At 65.5% G+C, this 25464-nt stretch carries 10 protein-coding genes and 2 pseudogenes; 2 read left to right on the top strand and 10 right to left on the bottom strand.

All coding sequences use genetic code 11. The features are described 5' to 3' along the window. Positions 1-23: 23 nt before the first annotated feature. From ACFSNN_RS05130 to ACFSNN_RS05115, 4 genes and pseudogenes are all read right to left on the bottom strand, one after another. Positions 24-1394: a lysine N(6)-hydroxylase/L-ornithine N(5)-oxygenase family protein gene (locus ACFSNN_RS05130; RefSeq protein WP_134460452.1), complete on the bottom strand. Its 1371-nt coding sequence runs from the start codon at positions 1392-1394 to the stop codon at positions 24-26. A 129-nt stretch (positions 1395-1523) separates the two neighbouring features. Continuing rightward, positions 1524-6548 (bottom strand): non-ribosomal peptide synthetase, encoded by a 5025-nt coding sequence (locus tag ACFSNN_RS05125; RefSeq protein ID WP_134460454.1) that lies wholly within the window; start codon positions 6546-6548, stop codon positions 1524-1526. A 34-nt stretch (positions 6549-6582) separates the two neighbouring features. After that, positions 6583-14442 (bottom strand): annotated as a pseudogene (locus tag ACFSNN_RS05120) (amino acid adenylation domain-containing protein); the annotation flags it as partial. Between the two features lie 66 nt (positions 14443-14508). Further along, positions 14509-16308, bottom strand: a pseudogene (locus tag ACFSNN_RS05115) (non-ribosomal peptide synthetase); the annotation flags it as partial. 290 nt (positions 16309-16598) lie between these two features. Between ACFSNN_RS05115 and ACFSNN_RS05110 the strand changes: the two are divergent. Both ACFSNN_RS05110 and ACFSNN_RS05105 read left to right on the top strand, forming a co-directional pair. Beyond that, positions 16599-18365, top strand: a complete 1767-nt coding sequence (locus ACFSNN_RS05110) for a cyclic peptide export ABC transporter (RefSeq protein WP_134460460.1) — start codon at positions 16599-16601, stop codon at positions 18363-18365. A 236-nt stretch (positions 18366-18601) separates the two neighbouring features. Next, complete coding sequence (locus ACFSNN_RS05105) at positions 18602-19042, top strand: YciI family protein (RefSeq protein WP_134460463.1); 441 nt, start codon at positions 18602-18604, stop codon at positions 19040-19042. Between the two features lie 92 nt (positions 19043-19134). Here ACFSNN_RS05105 and ACFSNN_RS05100 read toward each other — a convergent pair whose 3' ends face one another. The 6 genes from ACFSNN_RS05100 to ACFSNN_RS05075 all read right to left on the bottom strand — a co-directional run bounded on the left by ACFSNN_RS05100 (position 19135) and on the right by ACFSNN_RS05075 (position 25391). After that, positions 19135-20169 carry an ABC transporter substrate-binding protein gene (locus tag ACFSNN_RS05100; RefSeq protein ID WP_134460466.1) on the bottom strand — a complete coding sequence of 345 codons (1035 nt, stop codon included), beginning with the start codon at positions 20167-20169 and terminating at the stop codon, positions 19135-19137. A 77-nt stretch (positions 20170-20246) separates the two neighbouring features. Further along, entirely contained in the window at positions 20247-21062 is an 816-nt protein-coding gene (gene fhuF, locus ACFSNN_RS05095) for a siderophore-iron reductase FhuF (protein ID WP_134460469.1), read from the bottom strand. Then, on the bottom strand, positions 21062-23170 hold the full coding sequence (gene fhuB / locus ACFSNN_RS05090; protein WP_134460472.1) for a Fe(3+)-hydroxamate ABC transporter permease FhuB: 2109 nt from the start codon (positions 23168-23170) through the stop codon (positions 21062-21064). Before fhuB ends, fhuF begins: the two co-directional genes overlap by 1 nt. Continuing rightward, positions 23167-24033, bottom strand: a complete 867-nt coding sequence (locus ACFSNN_RS05085; protein ID WP_134460475.1) for an ABC transporter ATP-binding protein — start codon at positions 24031-24033, stop codon at positions 23167-23169. Before ACFSNN_RS05085 ends, fhuB begins: the two co-directional genes overlap by 4 nt. Beyond that, positions 24030-25064, bottom strand: a complete 1035-nt coding sequence (locus ACFSNN_RS05080; RefSeq protein ID WP_134460477.1) for a TauD/TfdA family dioxygenase — start codon at positions 25062-25064, stop codon at positions 24030-24032. Before ACFSNN_RS05080 ends, ACFSNN_RS05085 begins: the two co-directional genes overlap by 4 nt. A gap of 87 nt (positions 25065-25151) precedes the next feature. Beyond that, positions 25152-25391 carry an MbtH family protein gene (locus ACFSNN_RS05075; RefSeq protein ID WP_134460480.1) on the bottom strand — a complete coding sequence of 80 codons (240 nt, stop codon included), beginning with the start codon at positions 25389-25391 and terminating at the stop codon, positions 25152-25154. Positions 25392-25464 lie beyond the last annotated feature (73 nt).

Below are 25464 nucleotides of genomic sequence, written 5' to 3'. Positions count from 1 at the left end.
GCGGCCAAATAAGCCGCTTTCTGTTAAAGAGCGAAGGCCATGCGGCCCACGCTCGTCGCGTTTTCTTGTGCTTGTTGTGTCCGGCCGCCCGACCGATCCTGCGACGCGTGGTGTGCAAGCGATGTGGCAATTTCGTCGGAGCGCAGCGCGAGCACCGACAGCAGCGTGTCGGCGAGCCCATGACTGTCTTCGCAGCAGCCCTGCAGATAAACGCGCGGCTTGAAACTCGCCGGCGTGGCGAGCCGATAATCGCGTTCGACGTTGCCTTGTGCAAGCGCATCGCCGAGATGCGGCGCGAGCCCATCCAGCAGGTCGAAATGCGTGTCGCGGCGATAGCCCGTCGCGAGCACGAGCGCGTCGAACTGCTCGGCGCGCGCGTGGCCGCTCAGACGATCACGCAGCGTGAGTTCGATCTGCCCGCCCGCCGTTCGCACCGCCGTTTCGATGCCGGTGTTCGCCAGCAACCGGTGCCGTGGATCGGCGGACAGGTTCTGCAGATAAAGCATTTCGTAGATCTGCTCGATCAGCGGACGGTCGACCACCGCGTAGTTGGTGTCGCGAAAGCGCTCGATCAGCGAACGCCGGCCGTCGCGCGGCTGCGCGTAGACGATGTCGGTAAAGGCGGGGCTGAATATCTCGTTGACGAACGGGCTGTCGTCGGCAGGTTTCAGCGCGCTCGAGCGGATGATGAGGCTCGCATCGACGTGCGGAAAGCGGCGCGTCAAATCGACGAACACCTCGGCGGCGCTCTGTCCCGCGCCGATCACCGCCACGCGTTTTCGCGCGCGGTCCGCGGGTCCGACGGTACGGTCGATGGACGTCAGGTACTGCGACGAATGCACGATGTTGTGCGTGCCGAGCGCGGCAAATGCTTCCGGCACTTGCGGACCACCGCCGATGCCGACCGACAGCGCCCGTGTCACACGCTGCCACTCGCGGCCCTCGCTATCGCGCGAGAAAACCCGCAGCGCTTCGACGTCGCTCGTATTCGCCGTGCTCCTGACGGCTTCGATGCCGGTCACGGTTTGCCCGTAGTTCACGCGATCGTCGAACGACGCCGCGACCCAGCTCAGATAATCATGAAACTCCACGCGCGTCGGATAGAAGTTCTTCAGATTGACGAAATCCGCCAGACGTCCATGCTCGAACAGATAATTGATGAACGTGAAGCGGCTTTTCGGATCGCGCATTGTCACGAGATCCTTGAGGAAGGAAATCTGCATCCGGCAGTCGTCGAGCAGCATGCCGCGATGCCAGCCGAATTCCGGCTGACGTTCGATGAAGCAATGCGCGAGGTCCGACACGCCGGCCTCTTCGGCGAGGCGCACGGCAAGCGCGAGATTCGACGGTCCGAAGCCGATTCCGATCAGATCAAATACGGTGTCTCTGTGCATGTCGCAGGTCCTTATCGGTGGAAGCCGGCGCGCCGCATGCGCGGGCCGGTGAAAAATCTTTCGTGATTGATGCGGTTTTATTGACTGCGTTTTTGCCGGCTTTCTTCTTTGCCGGCGTTTTTACTGGCCTCATGCGCCGTCCCGTAACTCGACGACACTCGATCCCCGCGCAACCAGCCGTGCCCCAAGCTGGGCGAAGGTCGGCGCGACGAACACGTCGGCGATTTCCAGCGCATGGCCGGCGGCTCGCGCGGCATCGACGAAGCGGACCACGTCGAACGAACTCGCGCCCGCTTCGAACAGGTCGTCGTGATGCGCGGGCGTGTTGCCTTCAAAGAGATCGCTCCAGACGCGTTCAAGAACCTCGGCTCGCTGCGATGCTTCGTTGTGAGATGACGCGCTCGCCTGCGTGTCCGCCACAACACTCGCGGACTCCAATGCAAAGCGCGCGGCCGAAGCACCCAGTTGCTCATGCGGCGCATCGACGAACTGTTGCACCACGTCCAGATAGTCGGCGGTCAATACCTCGACGAAGCGGCTGTCCACCAGTTCGTTCGCATATGAGAAGGCGCCGGTCACGCGTCCGTCGGCATGCTCGACTACATCCAGTTCCAGTTCGAACACCACGCGGTGCCGCACGTCGTTGAAATCGTCGAGCGTGAGGCCGGCCCAGTCGCGTTCCGCGGTTCCCGCTGGGCGCAGGTAGTTGAACATCACCGAGAACAAAGGATTGCCGGCTTCGGCGCGAGGCGCGCGCAATGCCGCGACGACATCGGCGAACGGCGTGTCAGCGTGCGCATAAGCGGCGAGCGCCGCGTCGCGGACTTCGGCGAGCAGCGTCGCGGGCGTGTCGGTTTTCGCGAGCCGCGTGCGCACGACAACCGCATTGATGAAGAGTCCAAGCGCGCGGCGCGCCGCCTCGCCGGTTAGTTCGCGCGTCGAGGCGAGCACGCCGACCGGTTGATCGGTGGCGCCCGTCGCGCGATAGAAGGCCACGTTCAACGCGGCATGCAGCAGCATGGGCAAGGTGGCGTGAACTTCGAGCGCCATCGAGCGGGCGCGGCGCACGAGCGCCGGGCTGAATTCAAACGCGAGACGGCCGCAGCTCCAACTCGGCGACGCAGCACGGCCCGACGACGGCGACGGCAGCACGTGCGACGGCGCATCCGTCAATGCATCGCGCCAGAACGACAGGCGCGCTCGCGGCGCGGCGACCGGCAAGACCAGCTCCTGATGAGCAGCCGTTCCCAATACTGCAGCTCTCGGCGACGCGCCGCGCACGATTGCGACATACGTGGTGCGCACGTCGTCGAGCCATAGATCGATCGACTGACCGTCCGACACGATGTGATGCACGACCAGCGACAACACATGATCGCGCTCGGCAAGACGCAGTAAGCGCGCACGCCAGAGCGGCGAGTTGTCGAGCAGATGGAATGGGGTGAGCGCGTCTTCGTCGCTCAGCACAACAGCGGCGCTTTCGCGGGCGGTGGCCAAAGGATCGCCCGACAGATCGACAACGGGCAGATCGAACGGCGCCGGTTCGGCCACGCGTTGACCCGGCAACTGTCCAGCGCGTTCAACGAGCCGCACACGCAGCGCCGGATGTCGCGCGGCGGCTTGAGCAAACGCTTCGCGCAACGCATCGACATCGAGCGCGCCACGCAAACGCAGCGCGACCGGAATGTTGTACGCCGCGCTGTCCGGTTGCGAGCGCCACAGGAACCACAAGCTCAATTGCGCGGAAGAAAGCGGAAGAACGCCGTTCGCATCCGCTATCGGCTGTGAAGTCGAAACGCCACTCGATGCCTCATTGCCCGCATCGGCCAGCGCTTCGCTGTGTGCCGACGCCAGCACCCGTTGCGCGTATTGCGCGAGCGTCGGCGCTTCGAAGAGCGTGCGCACCGGCACATCGCGAGCGAGCCGCTCGGCCACGCGCGTCGCCACGCGAACCGCCGCGAGCGAATGCCCGCCGAGTTCGAAGAAATGATCGGCGCGCCCGACGCGCTCCACGCCCAGCACTTCGCGGAAAATCTGCGCAAGCGCGGATTCGAGCCCGGCTGCGGGCGCCTGATAGGCCCGTGCGACCCGCTGCGGTTCCGGCAGTGCCGCGCGGTCCACCTTGCTGTTGGCATTGCGCGGCAACGCGTCGAGCACGACGATATGAGCGGGCACCATGTAGTCCGGCAGCGTATGACGCAGATGCGCGTCGAGCTCGGCCGCATCCGCGCGTGTGCTGCGTTCACGCGCTTCGGCGCTCAATTCGACATACGCCACCAGCGCCGCTTGCGCACCCTTGCCATGCACGATCGCCACGGCTTCGCGCACGTCGTCGTGCGCGGCGAGTTGCGCTTCGATCTCACCGAGTTCGATCCGCAAGCCGCGCAGCTTCACCTGATGATCGACGCGGCCGATAAAATCGAACACGCCGTCCGCGCGCCGCTTCACGAGGTCGCCCGTACGATAGAGCCGTGCACCCGGCGCACCGAACGGATCAGGCACAAAGCGCTCGGCCGTGAGCGCCGGCCGGTCGAGATAGCCGCGCGCGACACCCACGCCCTCGCCGCCCAGATACAACTCGCCGATCACGCCGACCGGCAGCGGATTCAAGCGCGCATCGAGCACGTGCGCCGAACGTGCGCCAACCAGCGTGCCGATCGGCAAATAGGCGCTGTCCGCGAGCTTCGCGGTATCGTCGGTCGGATAGAACATCCACAGCATCGGCGTAATGACGGTTTCGGTCGGCCCGTAACCGTTGACGATGCGCGCGTTCGGAAACGCCCTGCGCATCAGCGCGAACGCTTCGCGCGAGGTGGCTTCACCGCCCACCGTCAGCGAACGCAAACTCGGCGGCGCACCGTGCGCGAGCGCCCATTCGGCGAGTTGGGTCGCGCAACCGGGCGGCACGTAGGTCATGGTCACGCCTTCGCGCACCATCATCCGGCAGGTTTGCGCGGGCGGCCATAGCGTGTCCGCCGTAATCGCCACGGCTGCGCCGGACATGTACTGTGAAAACCAGCCTTCATGCGCGCCGTCGAAATTCACCGACTGGAACAGCAGGAACACGTCACGTTCGCCCGCACCGTAGCGCTCGGCAATCGCCGCGCAATGCAGCGCAAACGACCCGTGATCGACCACCACGCCCTTCGGTTTGCCCGTCGAACCGGACGTATAAATCACATACGCCGCCTGATGCGGCGACACACGCGGCAACTCGACATGCGCTGCCGAGGGCTCGTCAGCCTGCGGTTCCTCGTCGATCAGCCACAGCCGCAAACGGTCCGACGCCGACAACGCAGCGAGACTCCCGCGTTCCGTGATCACGTGCGTAATGTGCGCATCGTCGAGAATTTGCGCGAGACGCTCACGCGGATGGCTCGGGTCGAGCGGGACGAACGCGCCGCCCGACTTCAACGCCGCGATCAGACCGACCAGCAGATCCACCGAGCGGCTCAGCGCGACGCCGACCCGCATCTCCGCACTCACGCCCGCCGCGACGAGGCGTTGGGCGAGACGCACGGCTCGCGCATCCACTTCGCCGCGCGTGAGCGAGCGGTTCATATCCGCGACGCCGCGAGCATCCGGGCGCGCGCTCGCGTGGTCGGCCACACGCTGATGCACCGGTCGGAATGCTGCTTCAGCAGGGAATGCCGTGCTATTCCATGCGTCGAGTTGTGCGCGTTCCGCTTCCGGCAGCCATTGCAAATCTCCCACCGCGGTCGCGGGCGCCGCCGTCGCATTCGACAGCAACTCGATGAATCGGGCGGCGAGGCGCTCTATCGCATCGGCATCGAACAGATCGAGTGCGTAAATAAAGTACGCATCGATCGAATCGTCGTCCCGTTCCTCGAAACTCAGCGTCAAATCGAACTTGGCGAACGGCGCACCTGAAGGCAGCTCCGTCATACGCACTTCTGCAAGCGACGGCAAACGGCGCCGCGCGCCATAAGCGGCCATCACCTGAAACAGCGGATGATGACTCGCGCTGCGCACCACGCCGAGCGCTTCGACCACCTGTTCGAACGGCACGTCCTGATGCGACTGGGCATCAATTAGCGTTTGCTGCGTCGCGCCGACCAACGCGGCGAATGGCTGCGCCGCGGGAACCGGCGTGGCAAGCGTGAGCGTGTTGACGAAGAAGCCGACGAGACCGGCCACTTCGCCGCGCTCGCGATTGGCCGCGGGCACGCCGATCTGAATCTGAGTTTCACCCGAAGAACGAGCGAGCAACGCACTCAATGCCGCCAGCAATACGGCGAACGGTGTCGCGCGCTGCGCATTGGCTAACGTCTTCACTTGCTGCACGAGCACGGCATCGAGGGCGAAGCGATGCCGTGCGCCACGCGCGCTACGCTGCGCCGGACGCGGTGCAGCGCCCGGCAACATCAGCACGTCGCGGTTCGCATCCAGCCGTTCGCGCCAGAACGACAACTGACGTTCGCGTTCGCCCGCGTCGAGCCAACGGCGCTGCCACAGCGCGAAGTCGGCGTACTGGATCGGCAACGGCGCGAGCGAAACAGCTTCGCTCTTTGCATACGCACGATAGAACGACGCCAGTTCCGCCAGTATCACGTCCGCGGACCAGCCGTCAGAGACGATGTGATGCGTCGTCAACGCGAGCCAGTGCGTGTTCGTATCGATACGGATCAGATGCGCGCGCATCAGCGGACCGAGCGATAGATCGAAGGACTTCGCTTCGTCGGCCCGCGCGATGTCGGCGGCACGCGCCTCGCGCTGATCGGCGGGCCACGCGCTCACGTCGCTCGCGTGCCACGGGCAGCGCGACGGCGCATGCACCGTCTGCAATACGCCATCGCCGCTTTCGGCGAAAGTCGTACGCAGCGCTTCGTGGCGCGCGATCAGCGCGTCACACGAAAGACGCAGCGCGTTCGCGTCGAGCGCGCCGTCCAGACGCAGCCGTTCGGTGATGTGATACGCGGCCGGCTCGTCGATCATCCGCGCATGCAGCCACAGACGCGTTTGCGCGAACGAAGCCGGCACGCTCACGGTACGCTCGGCGCGCGGCGGAATCGGCAGCACGCGAAAGTCGATGCCGGCGGCGTCGAGCTTCGTGAGAAAGGCCTTGCGCTGCGCATCCGGCAACAGCGCGAAGCGTGACGCGAGGGACAGCAGATCCGGTTTGGCAGTGGTCATGCTAAGTGGTCTCAGTACGGGTCGACGTGTTGGCTTATTGCAGTTCGAATTCGTCGAGCAGCGCGTCGATCGCGCTCGCGGTATCGCCTGCGCCGTGCGCGTCGCGCTCGGCGAGCGCGCGGTCGATCGCGGCGGCGCAGCGCTGCAAGGTTCGTTCGTCGAACAGGGTGCGTAGCGGCAGGATCAGCGTCCAGTGAAGATTCGCCTGCGCGTTGGCTTGCGTCGCGAGCAGCGAGTGGCCGCCCAGCGCGAAGAAGTCGTCGTCGCGGCCAATCGTGTCCACGCGCAGCACGCGCTTCCAGATCTCGGCAAGTTCACGCTCCGTCTCGGTGGCGGCCATGCAGATAGCGCCTTCTAACGCGGCGCCACGCACGGGAGCCGGCAGTGCGTGACGGTCGCATTTGCCGTTCGGCGTGACCGGCAGCGCATCCATCGCGATCAGGTACGACGGCACCATGTATGACGGCAGTTGCGCACGCAAATCGTCGAGCAGCGCCTGCGTATCGAGTGCGTCGTCCGCGCCGCGTGCCACGTAGCCGACCAATTGCTCGTCACGCACGATCACCACGGCATCGTGCACGCCCGGCGCCGCGCGCAGCAGCGCTTCGATTTCGCCGGGCTCGATCCGCTGGCCGCGCAATTTCACTTGCGTATCCATGCGGCCGAGATAGTCGAGCGCACCATCCGCGCGACGACGCGCAAGGTCGCCGGTTCGATACAGCCGCGCACCTGGCGAGAACGGATCGGGAACGAAGCGTTCCGCCGTCAACGCGGCGCGGCCGAGGTAGCCGCGCGCCAGTCCCGCGCCGCCCAGATACAGTTCGCCGATCGCGCCTTGCGGCAGCGGTTGCAAGGCCGCGTCCAATACGTGCAATTGCAGGTTTGCAATCGGGTGACCGATCGGCACGGACGCCGCGTCGGCATCGCGCGCATCGCACGTCCAATGCGAAACGTCGATGGCGGCTTCCGTCGGGCCGTAGAGGTTGCAGAGCCGCGCGCGCGGCAATAGTCTGGCAACGCGCGCCACCAGTTCCGGCGCGAGCGCTTCGCCGCTGGCGACGATTCGTTCGATGCTCTCGCAGCGCGCCGCCGCATGAAAGTCTTCCAGATGTGCGACGAAGGCCGCGAGCATCGACGGAACGAAATGCAGCGTTGTGACGCGATGTGTTTCGATGGTCGCGACCAGTCGCGCCGGATCGCGATGGTCGCCCGGCGCCGCGATCGCGAGCTTCGCGCCGATGGCGAGCGGCCACACGAACTCCCATACCGACACGTCGAAACCGAACGGCGTCTTGTGCAACACGACGTCGTCGGCGTCGAGGCGATACGCGTCCTGCATCCACGCAATGCGGTTCGCCAGCGCGCGATGCGTATTGCCCGCGCCTTTGGGCTTGCCTGTCGAACCGGACGTGTAGATCAGGTAGGCCAGTTGATCGGGCGCGACCGGCACGGGAGCGCTGAGCGTGAAGTCGGCACCGCGTAGTGCGTCGACGGTGAGGATCTTCACGCGTGTGCTGTCGACCGCTGCCATGACACGGTCCAGCAGATGCGGCTGCGTCAGCACAACTGTGGGTTTTGCGTCGTCGAGCAGATAGGCGATACGGTCCGCCGGATAATCCGGGTCGATTGGCAGATAAGCGGCGCCCGCTTTGAGCACGCCCATCAGCGCCACGACCATGTCGAACGAACGCTCGACGCACAGCGCCACTGCCGTGTCCGCGCACACGCCGGCTTGCATGAGCGAGGCGGCGACGCGATCGGCGTTCGCATCCAGTTCGCCGTAGCTCATCTGCTGCGTGCGCCCTTGCGCGTCGACAAATTCAAGCGCAATCGCATCGGGCGACGCCAGTGCCTTCTGTTCGAACTGACGATGCAGCGCCTGCTGCTGCGTGCCTGGCCACACTTGCTCGGTCGAGTTGAAACGCGCCAGCGCGGCCAGATCGTCGGCGGTGGAAATCGAAATTGCGCCGAGCGGTGCGTCCGCATTGGCGATCAACCCCGCGAGGCACGCAGCAAATGCGCGATGCAATGCGGCGACACGCGCTTCATCGAGTTGCGTGGCGTCGTAGCCGTAGTCGATCGTGAGCGTCGTGCGCGCTTCGATCACCAGCGTGAGCGCGAAGTCGGTCGCTTCGATATTGCGCAACTCACGCAGCTTGAGCGCGCGTTCGTCGCGGCCTTGCCATGCTTCGTCCACGGGATAGTTTTCGAACACGACCAGCGTATCGAACAGCGCGCCGCCGCCCTGTCCCGCCCATTGCTGGATTTCATAGAGCGGCGTATGCGCGTGTTCCGCAGCTGCGGCGTTGTCGCGCTGCAAATCGTGCAGCCATGCCGATGCACGACGTTGCGGCAACGGCGCCGTGATGACCGGCAGCGTGTTGATGAAAAGACCCAGCACGGTATCGACGTCCGGCAACGCATCTGGACGGCCGGCGACGGTCGCGCCGAACGCGACCACCGTGTGATGCGTCATCCGTTGCAGTGCGAGCGCCCACGCGCCCTGCACCATCGTGTTGACCGTGAGCTTCAGACGGCGCGCGGTTTCGGTGAGGCGCGCCGTGGTCGCTGCGTCGATCGTTTCGCGCCGCGTGAGATGCCGCGATTCGCGGCCGCTCGCGGAGTCGCGCTCGGCAACCAGCGTCGGTTCGTCGAGCAACGCGAGACGCTGCAGCCAGAAAGCGCGTTCGCTGTCGGGCTCGCGCGCGGCCAGCCACGCGATGAAGTCGCGATATCGTGTTTTCGCGGGCGCTGCGAACGGTTGCGGACGCGGCGGCTCGATATAGTCGCGCAGCACGTCGGCGAAGAAACGCGCCGTGCTCCAGCCGTCGAGCAGCAAATGGTGACGTGTCCAGACGAGACGCCAGGCGTCGTCCGTGATGCGGATCAGCGCGACGCGCATCAACGGCGGCGACGTTAGATCGAAACCGCGCGCACGATCGGCGCTGAGCCAGCCTTCGAATGCATCATTCGCGTGCGCGCCACGTTCGCGCCAATCGAGAATGTCGACCGGCATACGCGCCTGACGATGCACGATCTGCATCGGCGTCGCTTCGTCCGGCGTGAAGCTGGTGCGCAGAACGTCGTGGCGCGGCACGGCGGCTTCGAACGCAGTGCGCAGACGCTCCACGTCCGGCTCGATCAAGGTCGCGACCAATTGATTCACATAGGTGGATTGCTCGGGCGCGAACAGCGAGTGGAACAGAATGCCGTGCTGCATCGGCGAAAGCGGATAGATATCGTCGACGCTGCGCAAGTCGACCGGCACGCGCTCCAGCGCGGCCTGCGTCAGGCCGCCCGCTCGCGCGAGCGGATAGTCGCCAGGCGTCGCGCCGCCGCCGCGTTGCGCGAGACGCGCCGCGCATGCCGCCGTCAATGCCGCGAGCGCACTTTCAAAGCGCTGCGCGATGGCTTCCACGGTAGCGCGCTCGAACTGCGTCGCTCCGTAGACCCAATGAATTTTGAGCGTGCGCGTGGCGTCGCCGTCGATATACGCGTGAATCGCCAGCGCGTTGCCGATCGGTCCCGCCGGATCGCGTTCGCGGCCCGCGCCGCCGAAACGCGGCACGAGCGCCGCTTCGCGCGGTGCGTCGAACTGGCCGAGATAGTTGAAGGTCACATGCGGGCGCGGCACGGCGGCGAGCGCGGCGCGCGTCGCCGGGTCGCCGTAGTGACGCAGCACGCCGAAACCGAGACCCTTGTTCGGCACTGCGCGCAGCGTGTCCTTGACCGCGCCGAGCGTGGCCGCCGACGTGCTCTCAAGCGTGAACTGCACCGGGTAATGACTCGTGAGCCAGCCAGGCGTACGGATCACATCGACATCGTCGAACACAGCCTCGCGGCCGTGGCCTTCGAGTTCGATACGGCAAACAGGCATGTCGAGCGACTGCGCCAGCGCCGCGACCAGCAGTTCGATCATCTGCGTGCGGTACGCGGCGTTCGCTTCCGTCAATGCGGCGCGTGTCAGATCGGCGCCGATGGTCTGGATCACGGATTGCGCGTCGGCGTTAGTAGCCTTGGCTTGCGGGCGGTCGAGCGGCAGATCGTCGTAAGGCGCGGCGAGCGCGGCCCAGTACGGCAGTTCGCCGGCAAACGGCGAGTTCGTGATGTCGAGCGCCGCGCGTGCGAGCCGTGCCGCCCATTCCTGCGCACTCGTTCCCGTCGACGCGAGACGCACGCTGCGACGCTCGCAAGCGGCGCGATAGACGGCGTCGAGGTCGTCGAGCAACACACGCCACGTCACGCCGTCGACGATGATGTGGTGGATCGCCAGGTAGAGTTTCGTAGTACCGTCCGGCAGCAGCGCGGCCAGCGCGCAGACGAGCGGGCCGTGCGTCAGATCGAGCGTGCTCTGCAAGGCGTCGAATTGGGCTAGCGCGTCGGCTTCGTCGCGTGCGGAACTCGCGGCGAGCGGCAGTGTTTCGAATGCACGCTCGGCCAGTTCGAGACGCCATTCGCCCTGCGTACCGACAGGCGTGAAACGCTGGCGGAAAATCTCATGATGCGTCAGCAACGTCTCGAATGCGCGCGCGAAAGCGTCGAAGTCGAACGGTGCTTGCGTGTCGAGTTCGATAGATTGATTCCAGTGACCGCGCCGCGGAATATCCAGTGCGAAGAAACGCAGTTGTGCGGGTGTGAGCGTGGCGGAATGCCCGGCTTTGGCGGGTGCAGGCTGTGACTTCGATGCACCCGATGCGGCCTGCGCGGTGACGTCGACCGTCGTTGCGACACGCGCGAGTTGCGCGAGCGTGGGCGCATCGAACAGTTGCTTCGGTGTAAAGCGCACACCGCGCTTGCGTGAACGGGCGATCACCTGCAACACCAGAATCGAGTCGCCGCCCAGTTCGAAGAAGTTGTCATCGCGGCCCACGCGTTCGGCTTTGAGCACGTCTTTCCATACCACGGCGAGCGCTTCTTCCGTTGCGCCTTGCGGCGTGTCGCCCGCGGCCACCGATGGTGCCGGCGCCGCGGCTAGAGCCCGCAACGCCGCACGATCCACCTTGCCGTTGGCGGTCACCGGCATCGCAGCAACATGCTGCAACACGGCCGGCACCATGTAGTCCGGCAAACGCGCGCTCAACGTCGCGCGCAATGCGGCTTCGTGGAAGCGGGCACCACTCGTCAAGGCGACGAAGGATGCCAGACGCAAGCGCCCCTCGTGCTCCACGGCCAGCGTTTCGGCCTGAGCGATACCGTCGAGCGCGCGCAGTGCCGCGCTAACTTCGCCGGGTTCGACGCGGTAGCCGCGAATCTTGACCTGATCGTCGAGGCGGCCCAGAAAATCCAGCCGACGATCGGCGCGCAATCTCACACGGTCGCCCGTTCGATAGAGACGCTCGCCCGGCGCGAACGGATTCGGCACGAAGCGCTCAGCGGTCGCCGCCGCGCGATTCAGATAACCACGCGCCAAACCGGGGCTGCCGAGATACAACTCGCCGATCGCGCCCGGCGGTACGCTCGCGCCGTGGTTGTCGAGCACGCAAGCATATGCGTTCGGCAGCGGCAGACCAAGCGGCACCGCTTGTGCATTGCGCGTGCTCAGCGCGCTCAGCGCCCGCAGCGCGGCTTGCGCGGGCGCGGATGTGTCGCACGTCAGCGCGCCTACCGTTGCTTCGGTCGGGCCATAGTGATTGATCACGCGGCACGCCGGCTTGAGTGCCGCAATCCGCTCGACCAGCGACCACGGCAACGTTTCGCCGCCCATCACCAGCGCATGCGCGGGCAGCACGTCGGCCGGATGCTGCGCGTCGAGCAGTGCGTGCAAGTGGCTCGGCACGATCTTGAGAATGCCGACGTTGCGCGTGCGTATTTCGTGGGCGAATCGATCGGGATCGAATGCGCATTGCGCGGGCAATAGATGCAGCGCGCGGCCCGAACAGAGCGCGCCGAATAGCGTCGTGTGGCCGAGGTCGGCGGCAACGGTGGAGACCATTGCCATGGATACATCGGCGGCGAATGCGAGTTCGTCGAGCATGCCTTCGACGTAGTCGGCCAGTGCGCCGTGCGAGATGACAACGCCTTTCGGTGTGCCGGTCGAGCCGGAGGTGAAGATCAGGTAGGCGGCCTGGCTCGCCAAAGGTGGCGTAGGTGATGCGGTTGTGCGTTCGGCTTCGGTTGCGGTTGCCTCGTCCACACTCGTCGGCGATGAAGCTTGCGTGAGCGCATCAAAATCGAGCGTGCTTGCCTCACCTACCGCAGCCATAGCCGGCGTTTGATTCGCCGTCAAAATCCATCGCGCGCCACACGCTTCGACGGAAGCAGTCAGACGCTCATGCGGCGCGGCAGGATCGAGCGGCACGACGTACGCACCGGACTTCATCACGCCGATCAGCGCAACGGCAAAGCGCACCGACCGCTCGATACAGACGGCCACCGGATGCTCCGTGCCGACCCCACGTCGGCGCAAAGCAAATGCGATTCGGTCGGACGCCGCATCGACTTCGGCGTACGTGAGTTGCGTCTCGGCATCCGCGAGCGCCACGCGACCTGGCGTCTCACGTGCATGCCGCGCGAACAGCGCGAGCACGTTGTCAGCTACTGGCTGGAATTCTCGGCCACGCCGCGCGGCGCGATAGTCGGCGCTATCCGCGCAATCCAGTTCGGCAATCGCGCGCTGCGGATCGCGCACGGCATCGGCAACGAGCGCGGCATAGCTGTGCAGCCACGCGTGAGCGGTCGCGTCATCGATACCGTCGAGCGCATAAGCGACAACTAGTTCGATGCCGCGCGGATCGTCGGTGAAATCGAGTGCATAGTCGAAGCGGGCGGCAAGATCCAGACCCGGCGACATGCGCACCGAAGCGCCCGGCAATTCAGCCGACAGCTCCAGATCGAACTGCTGCGCGAACTTCACCTTGAGCCACGCATCGCCGCGCCGCGCCGGCGGCTTGACGGCGTCGAGCACCTGATCGAACGGCACATCCTGATGCGCGAACGCGTCGAATGCGGAACGGCGCACGCCGTCGAGCAACGCGGCGAACGATTGGTCCGGCGCGACACGCGCTCGCAGCGCAAGCGTGTTGAGGAAGAGACCCACCAACGGCGCGGTCTCCGCGCGTTGCCGATGCGCGATCGGCGCGGCCACGACTATGTCGGTCGTGCCGGTCAATCGGTAAAGCCAGGCGTCGAAGGCGGCGAGCAGTACGGTGAACGGCGATGCCTGCACGCGTCGCGCCGTTTCGCGCACGGCCTCGGAAAGCGCTACAGGCAAACGCAGCGCGACACGGCCGCCGCGATAGTCGTGTTCCGGCGAACGTGGGCGGTCGAGCGGCAAGGCTAGCGCTTCGGGTGCATCGCGCAGCGCGTCGCGCCAGTAGGCCAGTTGCCTGTCGGCTTCGCCGGCTGCGAGCCAGTCGCGTTGCCATTGCGCGTAGTCGGCATACTGGATGGTCAGCGGGGGCAATTGCGGCTCGCTTTCTACCGCGAAGGCGGCGTAAGCGGCGCGCAGTTCGTCGAAGGCGCAGCGCGAACTCCAGCCGTCGCTGATCGAGTGGTGCGTGGTCAACAGAAAGCGCTGCGTGTTGTCCGTGAGCGTGACGAGCGCGGCGCGCACGAGCGGACCTTTAGACAGATCGAAAGCCGCGCCGACTTGCTGCTCGGTCAACTCCACCAGTCGTGACGTGCGCTCGGCCGCATCGCAAGCGCGCAGATCGAATTGCGCGACCGGCACCGGCAAGCGTGCATGAATGCGCTGGATGACGATGCCGTCGTCGGACTCGACCAGCGTGGTTCGCCATGCCTGATGACGCGCGATCAGACAATCGAGCGCGCGTTGCAGCATGCCGATCTGTAGCGCGCCCTGCACGTCCCATTGCACGGCGACGTGATAGGCCGCGCCGGCATCCTGCGTGTGTGCGAGCACCCAGAAGCGCTGCTGCGCGAACGAGGCCGCACGGTCGACGAACGGCGCGTCGGTGGTCGGCACCACGGTGATCGCATGCGAACCCATCGACGTTTCGGTCTCGCTGTCATCGATCAAACGCGCTAATGCTTCCAGCGGTTGATCACGGAACAACGCGTCGAGCCGCAGATTCACGCGCCACTCGATACGGATCGCTGCCTGCAATTGCATCGCCGCGAGTGAATCGCCGCCGCGTGCGAAAAAGCGGTCGCCGCAACCGATCGGCGCCGGGTCGCTCAGCAAGGTTTGCCAGAGCGCGGCGAGGCGCGTTTCCGTGGCGGTTCGAGGCGCCACATGATTTTCATCGACAACCGCCGGCATCGCGGCAATGAAGTCGCGCAACGCGGCGCGATCGAGCTTGCCGTTCAGCGTGTACGGCAGGCGCTCGAAGCGCACCAAACGATGTGGAATCCACGCCTGCGGCAGATGCGCGGCGAGATGCGCTTGCAACGCGGCATCGTCGAGTGCGTCTTGCAGCACGACGCAGGCGATCAATTGGGTTCGGCCGCCGGCCGTTTCCGCCAGCACGCCCGCGTCCGCCACCGCCGGATGCGTCAGCAGACAAGCCGCGATTTCGCCCGGCTCGACGCGCACGCCGCGCACCTGAACCTGGTCGTCGATGCGGCCGAGATAGTCGAACGAACCGTCCGCGCGTTCACGCGCGAAGTCGCCGGTGCGGTAGATGCGCTCGCCCGGTTCGCCGCTCGCGTCCGGCAGAAAACGTTCAGCCGTGAGTGCAGCGCGGCCATGGTAGCCACGCGCGAGACACACGCCGCCTAGCAGCAGTTCACCGCTTTCACCCTGTCGCGCCGCGCCGTCGATGCGCGCCACGCGCCGCCCAATTGGCCAACCGATCGGCAGCGATGCAAAGCCATTGCCATCGTCGAGCGCCGGTGTCATGCCAGGATCGACGGGCCACAGCATCGGCGAAATCACCGCCTCGGTCGGTCCGTAGCCGTTGACCAGACGCACCGCAGGGAACACGCGGCGAATCTCGTCGAAGCTGTCTTGCGACATCGCTTCGCCGCCGAACAGCAGCGTGCGCAACGAAGGCGGCACGCCGAGACGCTCGCAAACGTTCGCGAACTCGCGCACATAAGCGGGCGGCAGTGTCGTATTGGTGATGCCTTCGCGCAGCATGAACGCATGCGTGGTTTCCGGCGCGAACGGCGGCGGGTCGCTGATCACCACGCTGCCGCCAACGGCTAGCGGTACTAACCATGCTTCGATTGAAACATCGAAATTGACCGATGCGAAATGCAGCACGCGGTCATTTGCACCGATCGGTAAAGAGTCGGCCAGCGCCTCACCGTGCGCGGCGAGCGGCCCGTGTTCGACGGCAACGGCTTTGGGCGTGCCCGTCGAACCCGACGTATAGATCATGTAGGCCGCCGCGCGCGGATGCACCGGCGTGTTTGCTTCATCGCCATCGAAACGCGGCGCTGCCGCATCTGTCGCGACAGCGCTTGCGACGTCGAAGCATTGCGCGAACCGCGCGCGCATCGCCGCATCGGCGGAACCGTCGACGATGCCGTGCGTGAGTCCCGCATCCAGCGCGACCCAATCGAGGCGTGCCGCCGGATGACGCGGATCGAGCGCGACGAATACGCCGCCCGCCTTCAATACAGCGAGCAACGCCACGAACAGATCGCACGACCGCGCGACGCAAACACCCACGCGTACTTCAGTCGTCACACCCGCCGCGCGCAATTGCGCGGCAAGGCGCGCCGCGCGGCTATCCAGTTCGCCGCGCGTCAGCCGCATGGTATGTGGCGTAAAGGACGCTAGCGCGGGCGCATCGGGATCGATGCGCGCCATCGCGTGGATCTGGTGGTGCAACGCAATCGGGAAGCTCGTCATGGGCATGAAATCCGTTAGAACTGGCCGCATAGGCCAAGTCGCAGGCCGCAATGGGCCGCTTCATTGGTGTGACGATCCGCAATCGCAAATCTTTACCGCGTGTGCTGTTTTTATTTGGACTGCATCTTTTTGACGTGGCAGATGAACGCGCGCGGTAAATCACGGTAAATGTTTGCTTCGCCCATTCGTCTATCAGGCGAGGGGCGTGTCTTTGCGCCCCGCTGAATGGCCGCGTGCCCGCATGCGCCGCCCTTCACCGATCCATTGCGACCCACTGCGACACATTGCCGATGACCGCTGCCAACGAGCGCTACGACGCGCCACCCTCGTCTGCTTCACCTCCCTCCAACTCCGCGGGTAAGCCCGCCATGCGCCTGATCGTCGCGCTGCTGAAACGCTCGCGCGGTTCCTTCGCGATCGCGCTGACCGCGTGCGTGCTGAACGGCATCGCCAGTGTGCTGCTCGTCGCGACCTTGAGCCGCGCCCTATCGCAAACAGGCGTTGCCGATATGTCGCTCGCCATGCGTTTCGCGGTGTGCGCGGTAGTCGCGCTCGTCACACGCGTGATCACCGGCGTGCTGTTCGCGCGCCTCTCGCAGGACACGATGGCGCAGTTGCGCGAACATGTCGCGCGACGTGTCGCCGAGGCCGAGTTGCGCGATGTCGAACGGATCGGCGCGGCGCCCGTGCAATCCGTGCTCACCGACGACGCCACCAACGTGTCGATGCTGTTCTTCGCACTGCCCAATCTGGTGATGCACGGCTCGATCGTGTTCGGCTGCCTCGGTTATCTCGCGTGGCTGTCGTGGCCGGTTTGCCTGCTTGCGGTCGCCGCGATCCTGGTCGGCTCGTTCGGCTATCACGCCGGCGACAAGCGCGCAATCGCCTCGCTCGAAGCCGCGGGCCGTTCGCAGGACAAACTGTTCGGCTACCTCGGCGCGCTCTTCACCGGCGCGAAGGAACTGAAGCTGCATCAGGCGCGTTCGCGCCAATTCGTGGACGGCCAGCTCGGCTCGGCCATCGACGAAGTGCGCGATCATCGGCGCCGCGCATTCAGCGCGTATGCGGTCGGGGTCGGCTGGATCGTGTTCCTGTTCTATGTGTTCCTGGGCGTCGCGGCATTCTGGCCGGCACTCGGCGTGCACGCCGATGCGCCGTCGGCATCGGGCTACGTGGTGGTGTTCCTGTTCATGCTGCTGCCGCTGGACGGCCTGCTCAACAACGTGCCGACATTGAATGCGGCGCGCGTCTCGCTCGATCGCATCGAGAAGGTGATGGGCGAATTCGGCGCGCTGCGCACCTCGCCGCCGTCTGACGAAAATGCTTCGCACGCGCCGTATCGCACGCTCACGCTCAGCAACGTCACGCACTCGTACTTTCATGAGCGCGACGAGCGGATGTTCCGGGTCGGGCCGGTCAATCTGACTTTCAGGCCCGGTGAGCTGGTGTTCATCGTCGGCGGCAACGGCAGCGGCAAGACGACGCTCGCGAAAGTGCTGACCGGTCTCTACGAACCCGAAGACGGCACGATCGAACTGGACGGCAAGCGGGTCGGCTTCGCTGAACGCGCTGCGTATCGGCAGCGCTTTACAGCTGTGTTCAACGATTTCCATCTGTTCGACGCGCTGCTTGGCATCGTCGATCCGAACGATGCCTCACGCGCGCAGGCGGATGCCCGCGCCAACGCGCTGGTTGCAAAGCTTGCGCTCGATCACAAGGTGCAGGTCGTGAACGGCGCGTTCTCCACGCGGGCGCTTTCCACCGGTCAGCGCAAACGCCTCGCGCTGGTGGTCGCGTATCTGGAAGACCGGCCGTTCTATCTGTTCGACGAATGGGCCGCCGATCAGGACCCGCAGTTCAAAGCGGTGTTCTACGAGCAACTGCTGCCGGAGTTGCGCTCGCGCGGCAAGACCGTGCTGGTGATCAGCCACGACGACCGCTACTTCCATCTCGCGGATCGGGTGTTGAAACTGGAGAATGGCAGTATCGTCAGTGAGACGCATGGCTCGGCACAGGCGGTGCAAAGCCCGGCGGTGGCCAACGGTACGGTGGGGTGATGAAGTGGGAATGGTTCGTTGGGCGTTGGTGGTTAGGCGCTCAGCGGGCTTTCCGGGATCGTGCGTAGCGAATAGGGATGCATCGCGGCCCTACGCGACTCGCTCGACAATTTTTTTTGACCTTCGAGCCAATCGCCTGTCGATTCCGTGCGCATTCGATCGTCGTAGTGTTGAAGTCACCGAATCAATGTCTTCCGACGAAACAGGTGGCCGACCTTTCTGACAGGAGAAACGAAATGCGCGTAATGGTCATGGTCAAGGCAACCCCCGAATCCGAAACGGGTCAGTTGCCCCGCAAGGAAGATTTCGCGGCGATGGGCCGATTCAACGAGGAACTGGCCAAGGCCGGCATCCTCGTCGACTGCGACGGACTGAAACCGAGTTCGAAGGGCGTGCGGGTCAAGTTCTCCGGCAAGGACCGAAGTGTCGTCGGCGGTCCGTTCGCCGAAGTCAAGGAACTGGTTGCCGGCTTCTGGATCTGGCAAGTGCAATCCATGGAAGAAGCGATCGAATGGGTGCGCCGCTGCCCGAACCCGATGCCGAGCGACTCGGAAATCGAAATTCGCCCCTTCTACGAGGCCGCGGACTTTGGAGAGGCGTTCACGCCGGAACTTCAGGAAAGCGAAGCGCGGCTGCGACAACAGATCGAAGCCAATCAAGGTAAAGAGCGCGACTGATAAAAGCGCCGGCCAAGCGGCAATAAACGACCATGTCGGAAGCTAACCGGATCGCCGAGCTCGCATTCTGCACGAACCGGCTCCTCGTCGAGTTAGCGTTCCTGCTTGTTCACTCCCGGCGCCGGCGCCGGCAACGACAGCAACGTGTCGGTCATCGTATCGGCAAGCCGCAGCGCCGACATCGGCCCACCAAAACCCCAGATATTCCGCTCGACAAGCCCGACGCGTCCGGCGCTGCGAGCCGGCACGAAACGCCAGATCGGTGAATCGAGTTTGGTGGCGAGCGGGACATGCTTTTCAGTCGCACTGACGAATAGCACGGTCAGCTTCGGCTTCTTCAATAGGTCTTCCGAGCTCACGTACGCGGTGCCTTCGCGTGTCGCCTCATCGGGCCACAGGTTCAGCCCGAGCGCATGCGCGACACCCGCTGCCGTGCTGTTGCCGGTGAACGCCCAGTAGCGGTCCGGCAAGCCCAACTCCTGTAGCCACGCTACCTGCTCGCCGCCACGGCCCACTTCGGCGAGACGCTGCGCGTCGCGGGCGAAACCTGCGTCGACTTTGGCCTCGACGGCGCGCGCCGCCTCCTCGCGTCCCGTCAGGCAACCGATGGTGCGCAGAATCTTGCGGCCCCAATCGAGTTGCGTGACGCGCGCGCCGTCTTCGGTAAAGTTCGGACCGTATTTGAACAGCACGGTCGGCGCGATGCGTTCCAACGCCGCGAAAATCGGCGCATGGCGCAATCCGACGCCGAGGATCAGATCAGGTTTGGCCGCCGCAATCGCTTCCAGACTCGGCTCCTGCCGCGTGCCGATATCGGGCACCGACGCAAGACGCACATTGTCGTAACCGATCCACACCGGGTAATACTCGGGATCCGCCATGCCGACCGGCGTGATGCCGACTGCCGCCAGATCTTCGGCGAACATGAATTCGAGGACGACGATGCGCTTCGGCTGCGCGGGCAACGACGGACTGGCTTGCGAGACGATTGGGTTGTCGGCGAGCGGCTTGCAGGTTTGCTGCTGCGCTTGTGCGGTGTTTGGGTGAGTCGGACTGGTTGCGCTGCCGCTGCCTTGTGCAAACGCATACGCGTTGGAAAGCAGCGTGATCGCCACCCCAGCATTCATGCAAAGCTGCCTGAAACGCGGGGGATTCTTCTCGCCGCGCGACCGTCGCGCCGAGGGTATCGTCAACGTCATCACTGTCAATGCGAAGCGGCCTGCAATGCGATTTCCGCATCGCTCATCGTCAATAGCAGGGGGCAGCGTCCACACAGTTGCGTCTCTCCAGGAATTTCATAACGTACGCAGCACACGCGCCGTGCGCTGAACGGATTCGGCAGACTCGCGGCGCGCGGTTTTGCCTGGCGCACAGGCAGACGCAGCGGATTGGTCTCGCCATCGGCGGCGACCGGGCCGAAGAGCCACGCGATGTCACCGGTCAGATCGACCTGCGGCGCGCATTGTTCGAACAGATAGTCCAGCAGATTGCCGGCGTTGCTCCACAACACGCGCGGCGCGATTTTTGTCATTGCGCACAGCGTCTCGATCACCGCATTCAGATGATCGACGAGCGGCGCGTAACGGCGTGACGGATCGCACTCAACCGGCTGCAATGCGTCGCGCGCGAAATACGCGGCGACGGGCAGACCGTCGCGCAGCACGACATGGGTTGTGTCCGGCGACATCGCGAGCGGCCGGCGCAGCAACGCCGCCGCAACGAATCCGGCCGTCGCCGCGAAACCGAAGTAGTACTTGGTCCATTGCGACAACAGCGCACGTGCATGCGTTTCGCGCTCGCCGCCGTACAGCGTGACCATGGCATCGAGCAATTCGGTGCGATACCTGGTCAACTCGCTGGCGCGAATCACGCTCAGCGACGTGGTTGCGTCACCAGCAAGCGCGGGTTCCTCGATCGTGTTCGGCGTGCCGAGCCACACGTGTTCGAGATAATGCGCGATCGACTCCGGCGCGAATTGCGCGAAGCACTGCGCGCGCTGTTCGTTGTCGAGTTGCCGCATCACCGTTTGCCCCGCTTCTCGCGCCGAGCCTCCACGATCAGCAGCGCAAGCAGATAAGGCGCGCCAATCAGCGCGGTCAGCACGCCGGCGGGAATTTCGCGTGGCGCCAGCAGCGTGCGCGCCGCGATATCCGCCACGACCAGCACCAACGCCCCGCACGCCGCCGCCAGCCACAAGCGCGTGCGATGAGCCCGCGCGCCGAGCATCGACGCGAGATGCGGCGCCATCAAACCGATAAAGCCCACCGGTCCCACCGCGGCCACAGCGGCGCACGCGGCGAGCGTCGCCACCGTCAGCACCAGCGGACGCAACACGCCGATCGGCAAGCCCAGCGAGGCCGCCTGGTCGTCGCCCAATGCAAGCAGATCGAGCGGCCGCGCGAGCAGCGCGAACACCGGCAAGGCCAGCACGCACCACGGCAGCAACGTCGTCACTTCGCCCCAGCTGCGCCCATACGTGCCGCCCACCAGCCACACGACGAAACGTGCGGGCTGCACGCTCTGCTGCGTGATGAGCCATTGCGACAGCGTCGTCCACAGCGTGCCGATGACGATGCCCGTCAGCGCGACCGCGAGCGGCGCATAGCGATGCCGGCGATTCAGCAGGAGCGTCAGGGCCAGCGTGATGCCGCCACCCGCGAGCGAAGCGGCGGCCAGCGTCGAGTGGGTCGCAAGCGGCCACATCACGAGCGCGGCGAGCGTCGCGAGGCCCGCGCCCTGCGTCACGCCCAGTACTTCAGGTCCGGCGAGCGGATTGCGCACGATGCTTTGCATCAGCACGCCGCTTGCCGCGAGCAGCGCGCCCGCGAGCAATGCGCAGATGAGGCGCGGCAAGCGCAGGTCGAGGAACATCCGCGCGAGTTCGTCGCGGTGATCGAACGCGGCGAGCCAGCGCTGCGCACCGATCGTCGTGGGACCGAACGACGCGCCCGCATACACGAGCACGACGCCGAGCAGCAACAACGCGCTGGCCGTCAGCGGCCACGGCCACGCATCGATCGCGTGCACGAAACGCGTGCCCGTTCGCGCGACGGCGCGCTCCTGGCCGGCATGCAACGCGCCCGACCACGCGGCGCCGCTGCGGATCATCGCGAGCATCAACGGGGTGCCGACGAAGGCAATCGCCACGCCGGTCGAAAGGGTCGCGTCGAGATCGAGCGCCTGCACGGCGCTATCGGTGACGAGCACCAGCGCGCCGCCGACCAGCGCGGACAAGGGCACGAGCGCGGCCAACCGCGAGGCTTTCGCGCCCCGCATCTGACGCAGCAGATTCGGCGCGATCAGGCCGACATACGAAAGCGGTCCCGCGACACTCACCGCGACGCTGGCGAAGCCCACCGCGACCACCATCGCCGCGAGGCGCGTGGCATCCACGCGCACGCCGGCTGCCGCCGCGGCGTCGTCGCCCAAGGCGAGCGGATCGAGCGGACGAATCACGAAGGGCAACGCGATCAGCGGCAACACGAGCCACGATGCGGCGATCTTCAAACCCGCCGCGCCGGGTTGATAAAGACTGCCGCTCGCCCACAACGACACGCCGACGATACTCTGCTCGAAGAACGCGAGAATCAGCGTGGTCAGCGCGGAGAACAGCAACATGCAGACGCTGCCGGCGAGCACGAGCCGCAACGGCGTCGCGCGCCAGCCGCCAGCCGCCGCGGCCACGCATGCGGCCGCGCCCAAACCGCACGCGAATAGCAGCGGCACGGACGCCACGCCCGCGAGCGACGGCACCAGCATCGCGGCAAGCAAGCCGAGTTGCGCGCCGCCGGTGATACCGAGCAGATCGGGCGAAGCCAAAGGGTTACGCGTCAGCGATTGAAACAAGGTGCCGGCCACTGCGAGGCAGCCGCCCGCCACGAGTGCCGCCAGAATGCGCGGCACGCTCAGGTCGAACAGCAGAATGTCGGCGAGCTGCGCGGCGTCGGTGCCCGCGGGCGCGGCGAGCCATGTGCGGAAACCGGGCGCGAGCCGCATCACCGCCACGATGACAATCAACGCAACCAGCGCGGCGCCGATCGTCGTGACGCGGCTTTTGACGGGCGCGCGATAGCTGTCCATCGCTTGCGAACTGCGGCGCAGGCGTTTGCGTGCGGCAAGCGTCGTCATGCGGCGACGTCCTTGCTTATCGCTTCCTCGCGGAGTAAAGCAGCGTCAGCGTTGCTGTCGGTGAAGTCGCCCTCATACGCCGGCACGCACATCGGTGCGCCCGTTTGCGGATGCGCGATCTTGAGCATCGGCACGCTGAACGTTTCGTTGAGATGACGCGGGTCGAGCATTGCATCGGGCGAGCCTTGCGCGACGATGCGGCCCGCGCGCATCAACACGATTTCGTCGCTGTAGGCCGCCGCCTGATTCAGGTCGTGCAGCACCCACACGATCGTCAGGCTGCGCTCGCGATTCAGGCGCCGCAACTCGCGCAGAATATCCAGTTGATGATGGATGTCGAGATACGTGGTCGGTTCGTCGAGCAGCACGATCGGCGCCTGTTGCGCGAGCGCCATGGCGATCCACGCGCGTTGACGTTCGCCGCCCGAGAGCGCGGCGACGTCGCGCGCGGCGTCGTCGGCGAGACCGCTGGTGACGAGCGCTTCGTCGATCGCCTCGTGATCGGCGCGCGAGAGTCCGCGCAGCCAGCCGCCATGTGCGTAACGGCCGTACGCGACCAACTCACGCACGGTGAGGCCGGACGGGATCTGGTTGAACTGCGCGAGCATGGTGAGCGTGCGTGCCAGCACGCGGCGCCGGTGCGAAGCGAGCGGCACACCGTTGACGTCGACGCTGCCGGACAGCGCCGGTTGCAAACCGGCAAGCGCGCGCAGCAGCGTGCTTTTGCCACAGCCGTTCGGTCCGCACAAGGCGGTGACGCGGCCGGCCGCGATGTTCAGATTCAGACCATGGAGCACGACGTGATCGCGATAGCCGACCGTCAGCGAATGCGCCGCAAGCGCCGCGCCCTGCGATTTCGTCATTGCGCGGCCGTCCGCTTCCTGCCTTCGCTTTCGCCTTCGGCTTCGCTGTAGCTTCGTGCCATCGCGACCACGACTTTGCGCGGGCCTTCGAACGGATCGCGTGCGTGCGCCGTCAGCATGTTGTCGAGCATCAGCACGTCGCCGGTCAGCCACGGGAACACGATCCGTTGCTGATCGAGCACGCCGCGAATTTCCGCGAGCGCCTCGGTTTCGAGCGGTTCGCCGTCGCCGTAATAGACATTGCGCGGTACGTTTTCGAGGCCGACGGAATCGATCAGCGCCTCCTGCATGTCTTCGTCGAGCGACGAAAGATGGAACAGATTCGCCTGATTGAACCAGACACGCTCGCCGGTGCGCGGATGGCGTGCCACTGCCTGGCAACGCTCGCGCGTGCGCAGCAGCAGTTCGCCGTCTTCGCTGTCGCGCCATTCGCATTCGATGCCGCGCGCGCGGCAAATCTGCTCGACCGCGCGTGGGTCGTCCGATCCGAACGCCTGCTCCCACGGCAAATCGAGCCCTTGCCCGAAGTTGCGCACATAAAGCAGTTCACGCTTCGTAAAGCGCTCGACCAGCGCCGGATCTAACGCGCGATAAATCGCGCGGCTGTCGGCGATCGGCGTCGCGCCGCCGCTGCGCGCGGCGAGCGCGCAATGAAACCAGATACGCAGCGGCCATTCGCGCGTGTACGACTGCTCGTTATGCAAAGGAATCGAGCGATGCGGCGGATACTCCGTCGACGTATAGACCGCGCCTTCCACCTGGCTGCGCGGCGTCGAAGCGAATTCATATCCGATCAGCGGATGCCCGAACGAGCCCGCGAAACTTTGAAACGCGTCCATCGAGGCCACGCGAAAACCCGTGAACAGTACGCCGCCCGCGCGTTCGAGCGTGTCGTCGACGATCGAACGTAGAAGCGGCGCCGCTTCCTCCAAAGAAATCTCCGCGCCCGCGCGCGGCGAGACGACAGTCGGCAAGCCCGGCTCGATCGATAAATCGCCGAGCGCGGGCATCGGCATGGAAAGCATGGTCATACTCTGAATCCTTTTGCTGAAGCGGCGCGGCCGGCACATGGCCGACCTGCTCGATTGCACTGCACGTGCTTTAAGCCGTGACGTTCTTCAGGCCGCCGCGTCCATCTGTCTGCGCAAGCTGGCTGGACGCATGTCGGTCCACACGGTCTCGATGTGCGCGAGGCATTCGGCCTTCTGGCCCCGCACGCCCACTTCGCGCCAGCCTGCCGGCACGTCGCGGAACGTCGGCCAGATCGAGTACTGCTCTTCGTCGTTGATGACGACGGTGTAGACGAGGTCGTCTGCCTCGCCGGCTGCCGCGCTGGAGGTCTGCTGTGCTTGCGTCATGATGAAAGGCTCAGTCGATGAAAGGTCAGGAAGCGCCCGGACAGCCCGCTGGCATGTCCCGGCACCGCGGCGC

Source organism: Paraburkholderia dipogonis (genome assembly GCF_042680985.1).
In the GTDB taxonomy this organism is placed as follows: Bacteria; Pseudomonadota; Gammaproteobacteria; order Burkholderiales; family Burkholderiaceae; genus Paraburkholderia; species Paraburkholderia phytofirmans.
This window is presented reverse-complemented; position numbering and strand designations above follow the sequence as displayed.

Coding starts and splice junctions, on each gene's coding strand:
- ACFSNN_RS05130 (WP_134460452.1), bottom strand. CDS start 1,394: ATGCACAGAGACACCGTATTTGATCTGATCGGAATCGGCTTCGGACCG.
- ACFSNN_RS05125 (WP_134460454.1), bottom strand. CDS start 6,548: ATGACCACTGCCAAACCGGATCTGCTGTCCCTCGCGTCACGCTTCGCG.
- ACFSNN_RS05110 (WP_134460460.1), top strand. CDS start 16,599: ATGACCGCTGCCAACGAGCGCTACGACGCGCCACCCTCGTCTGCTTCA.
- ACFSNN_RS05105 (WP_134460463.1), top strand. CDS start 18,602: ATGCGCGTAATGGTCATGGTCAAGGCAACCCCCGAATCCGAAACGGGT.
- ACFSNN_RS05100 (WP_134460466.1), bottom strand. CDS start 20,169: ATGAATGCTGGGGTGGCGATCACGCTGCTTTCCAACGCGTATGCGTTT.
- fhuF (WP_134460469.1), bottom strand. CDS start 21,062: ATGCGGCAACTCGACAACGAACAGCGCGCGCAGTGCTTCGCGCAATTC.
- fhuB (WP_134460472.1), bottom strand. CDS start 23,170: ATGACGACGCTTGCCGCACGCAAACGCCTGCGCCGCAGTTCGCAAGCG.
- ACFSNN_RS05085 (WP_134460475.1), bottom strand. CDS start 24,033: ATGACGAAATCGCAGGGCGCGGCGCTTGCGGCGCATTCGCTGACGGTC.
- ACFSNN_RS05080 (WP_134460477.1), bottom strand. CDS start 25,064: ATGACCATGCTTTCCATGCCGATGCCCGCGCTCGGCGATTTATCGATC.
- ACFSNN_RS05075 (WP_134460480.1), bottom strand. CDS start 25,391: ATGACGCAAGCACAGCAGACCTCCAGCGCGGCAGCCGGCGAGGCAGAC.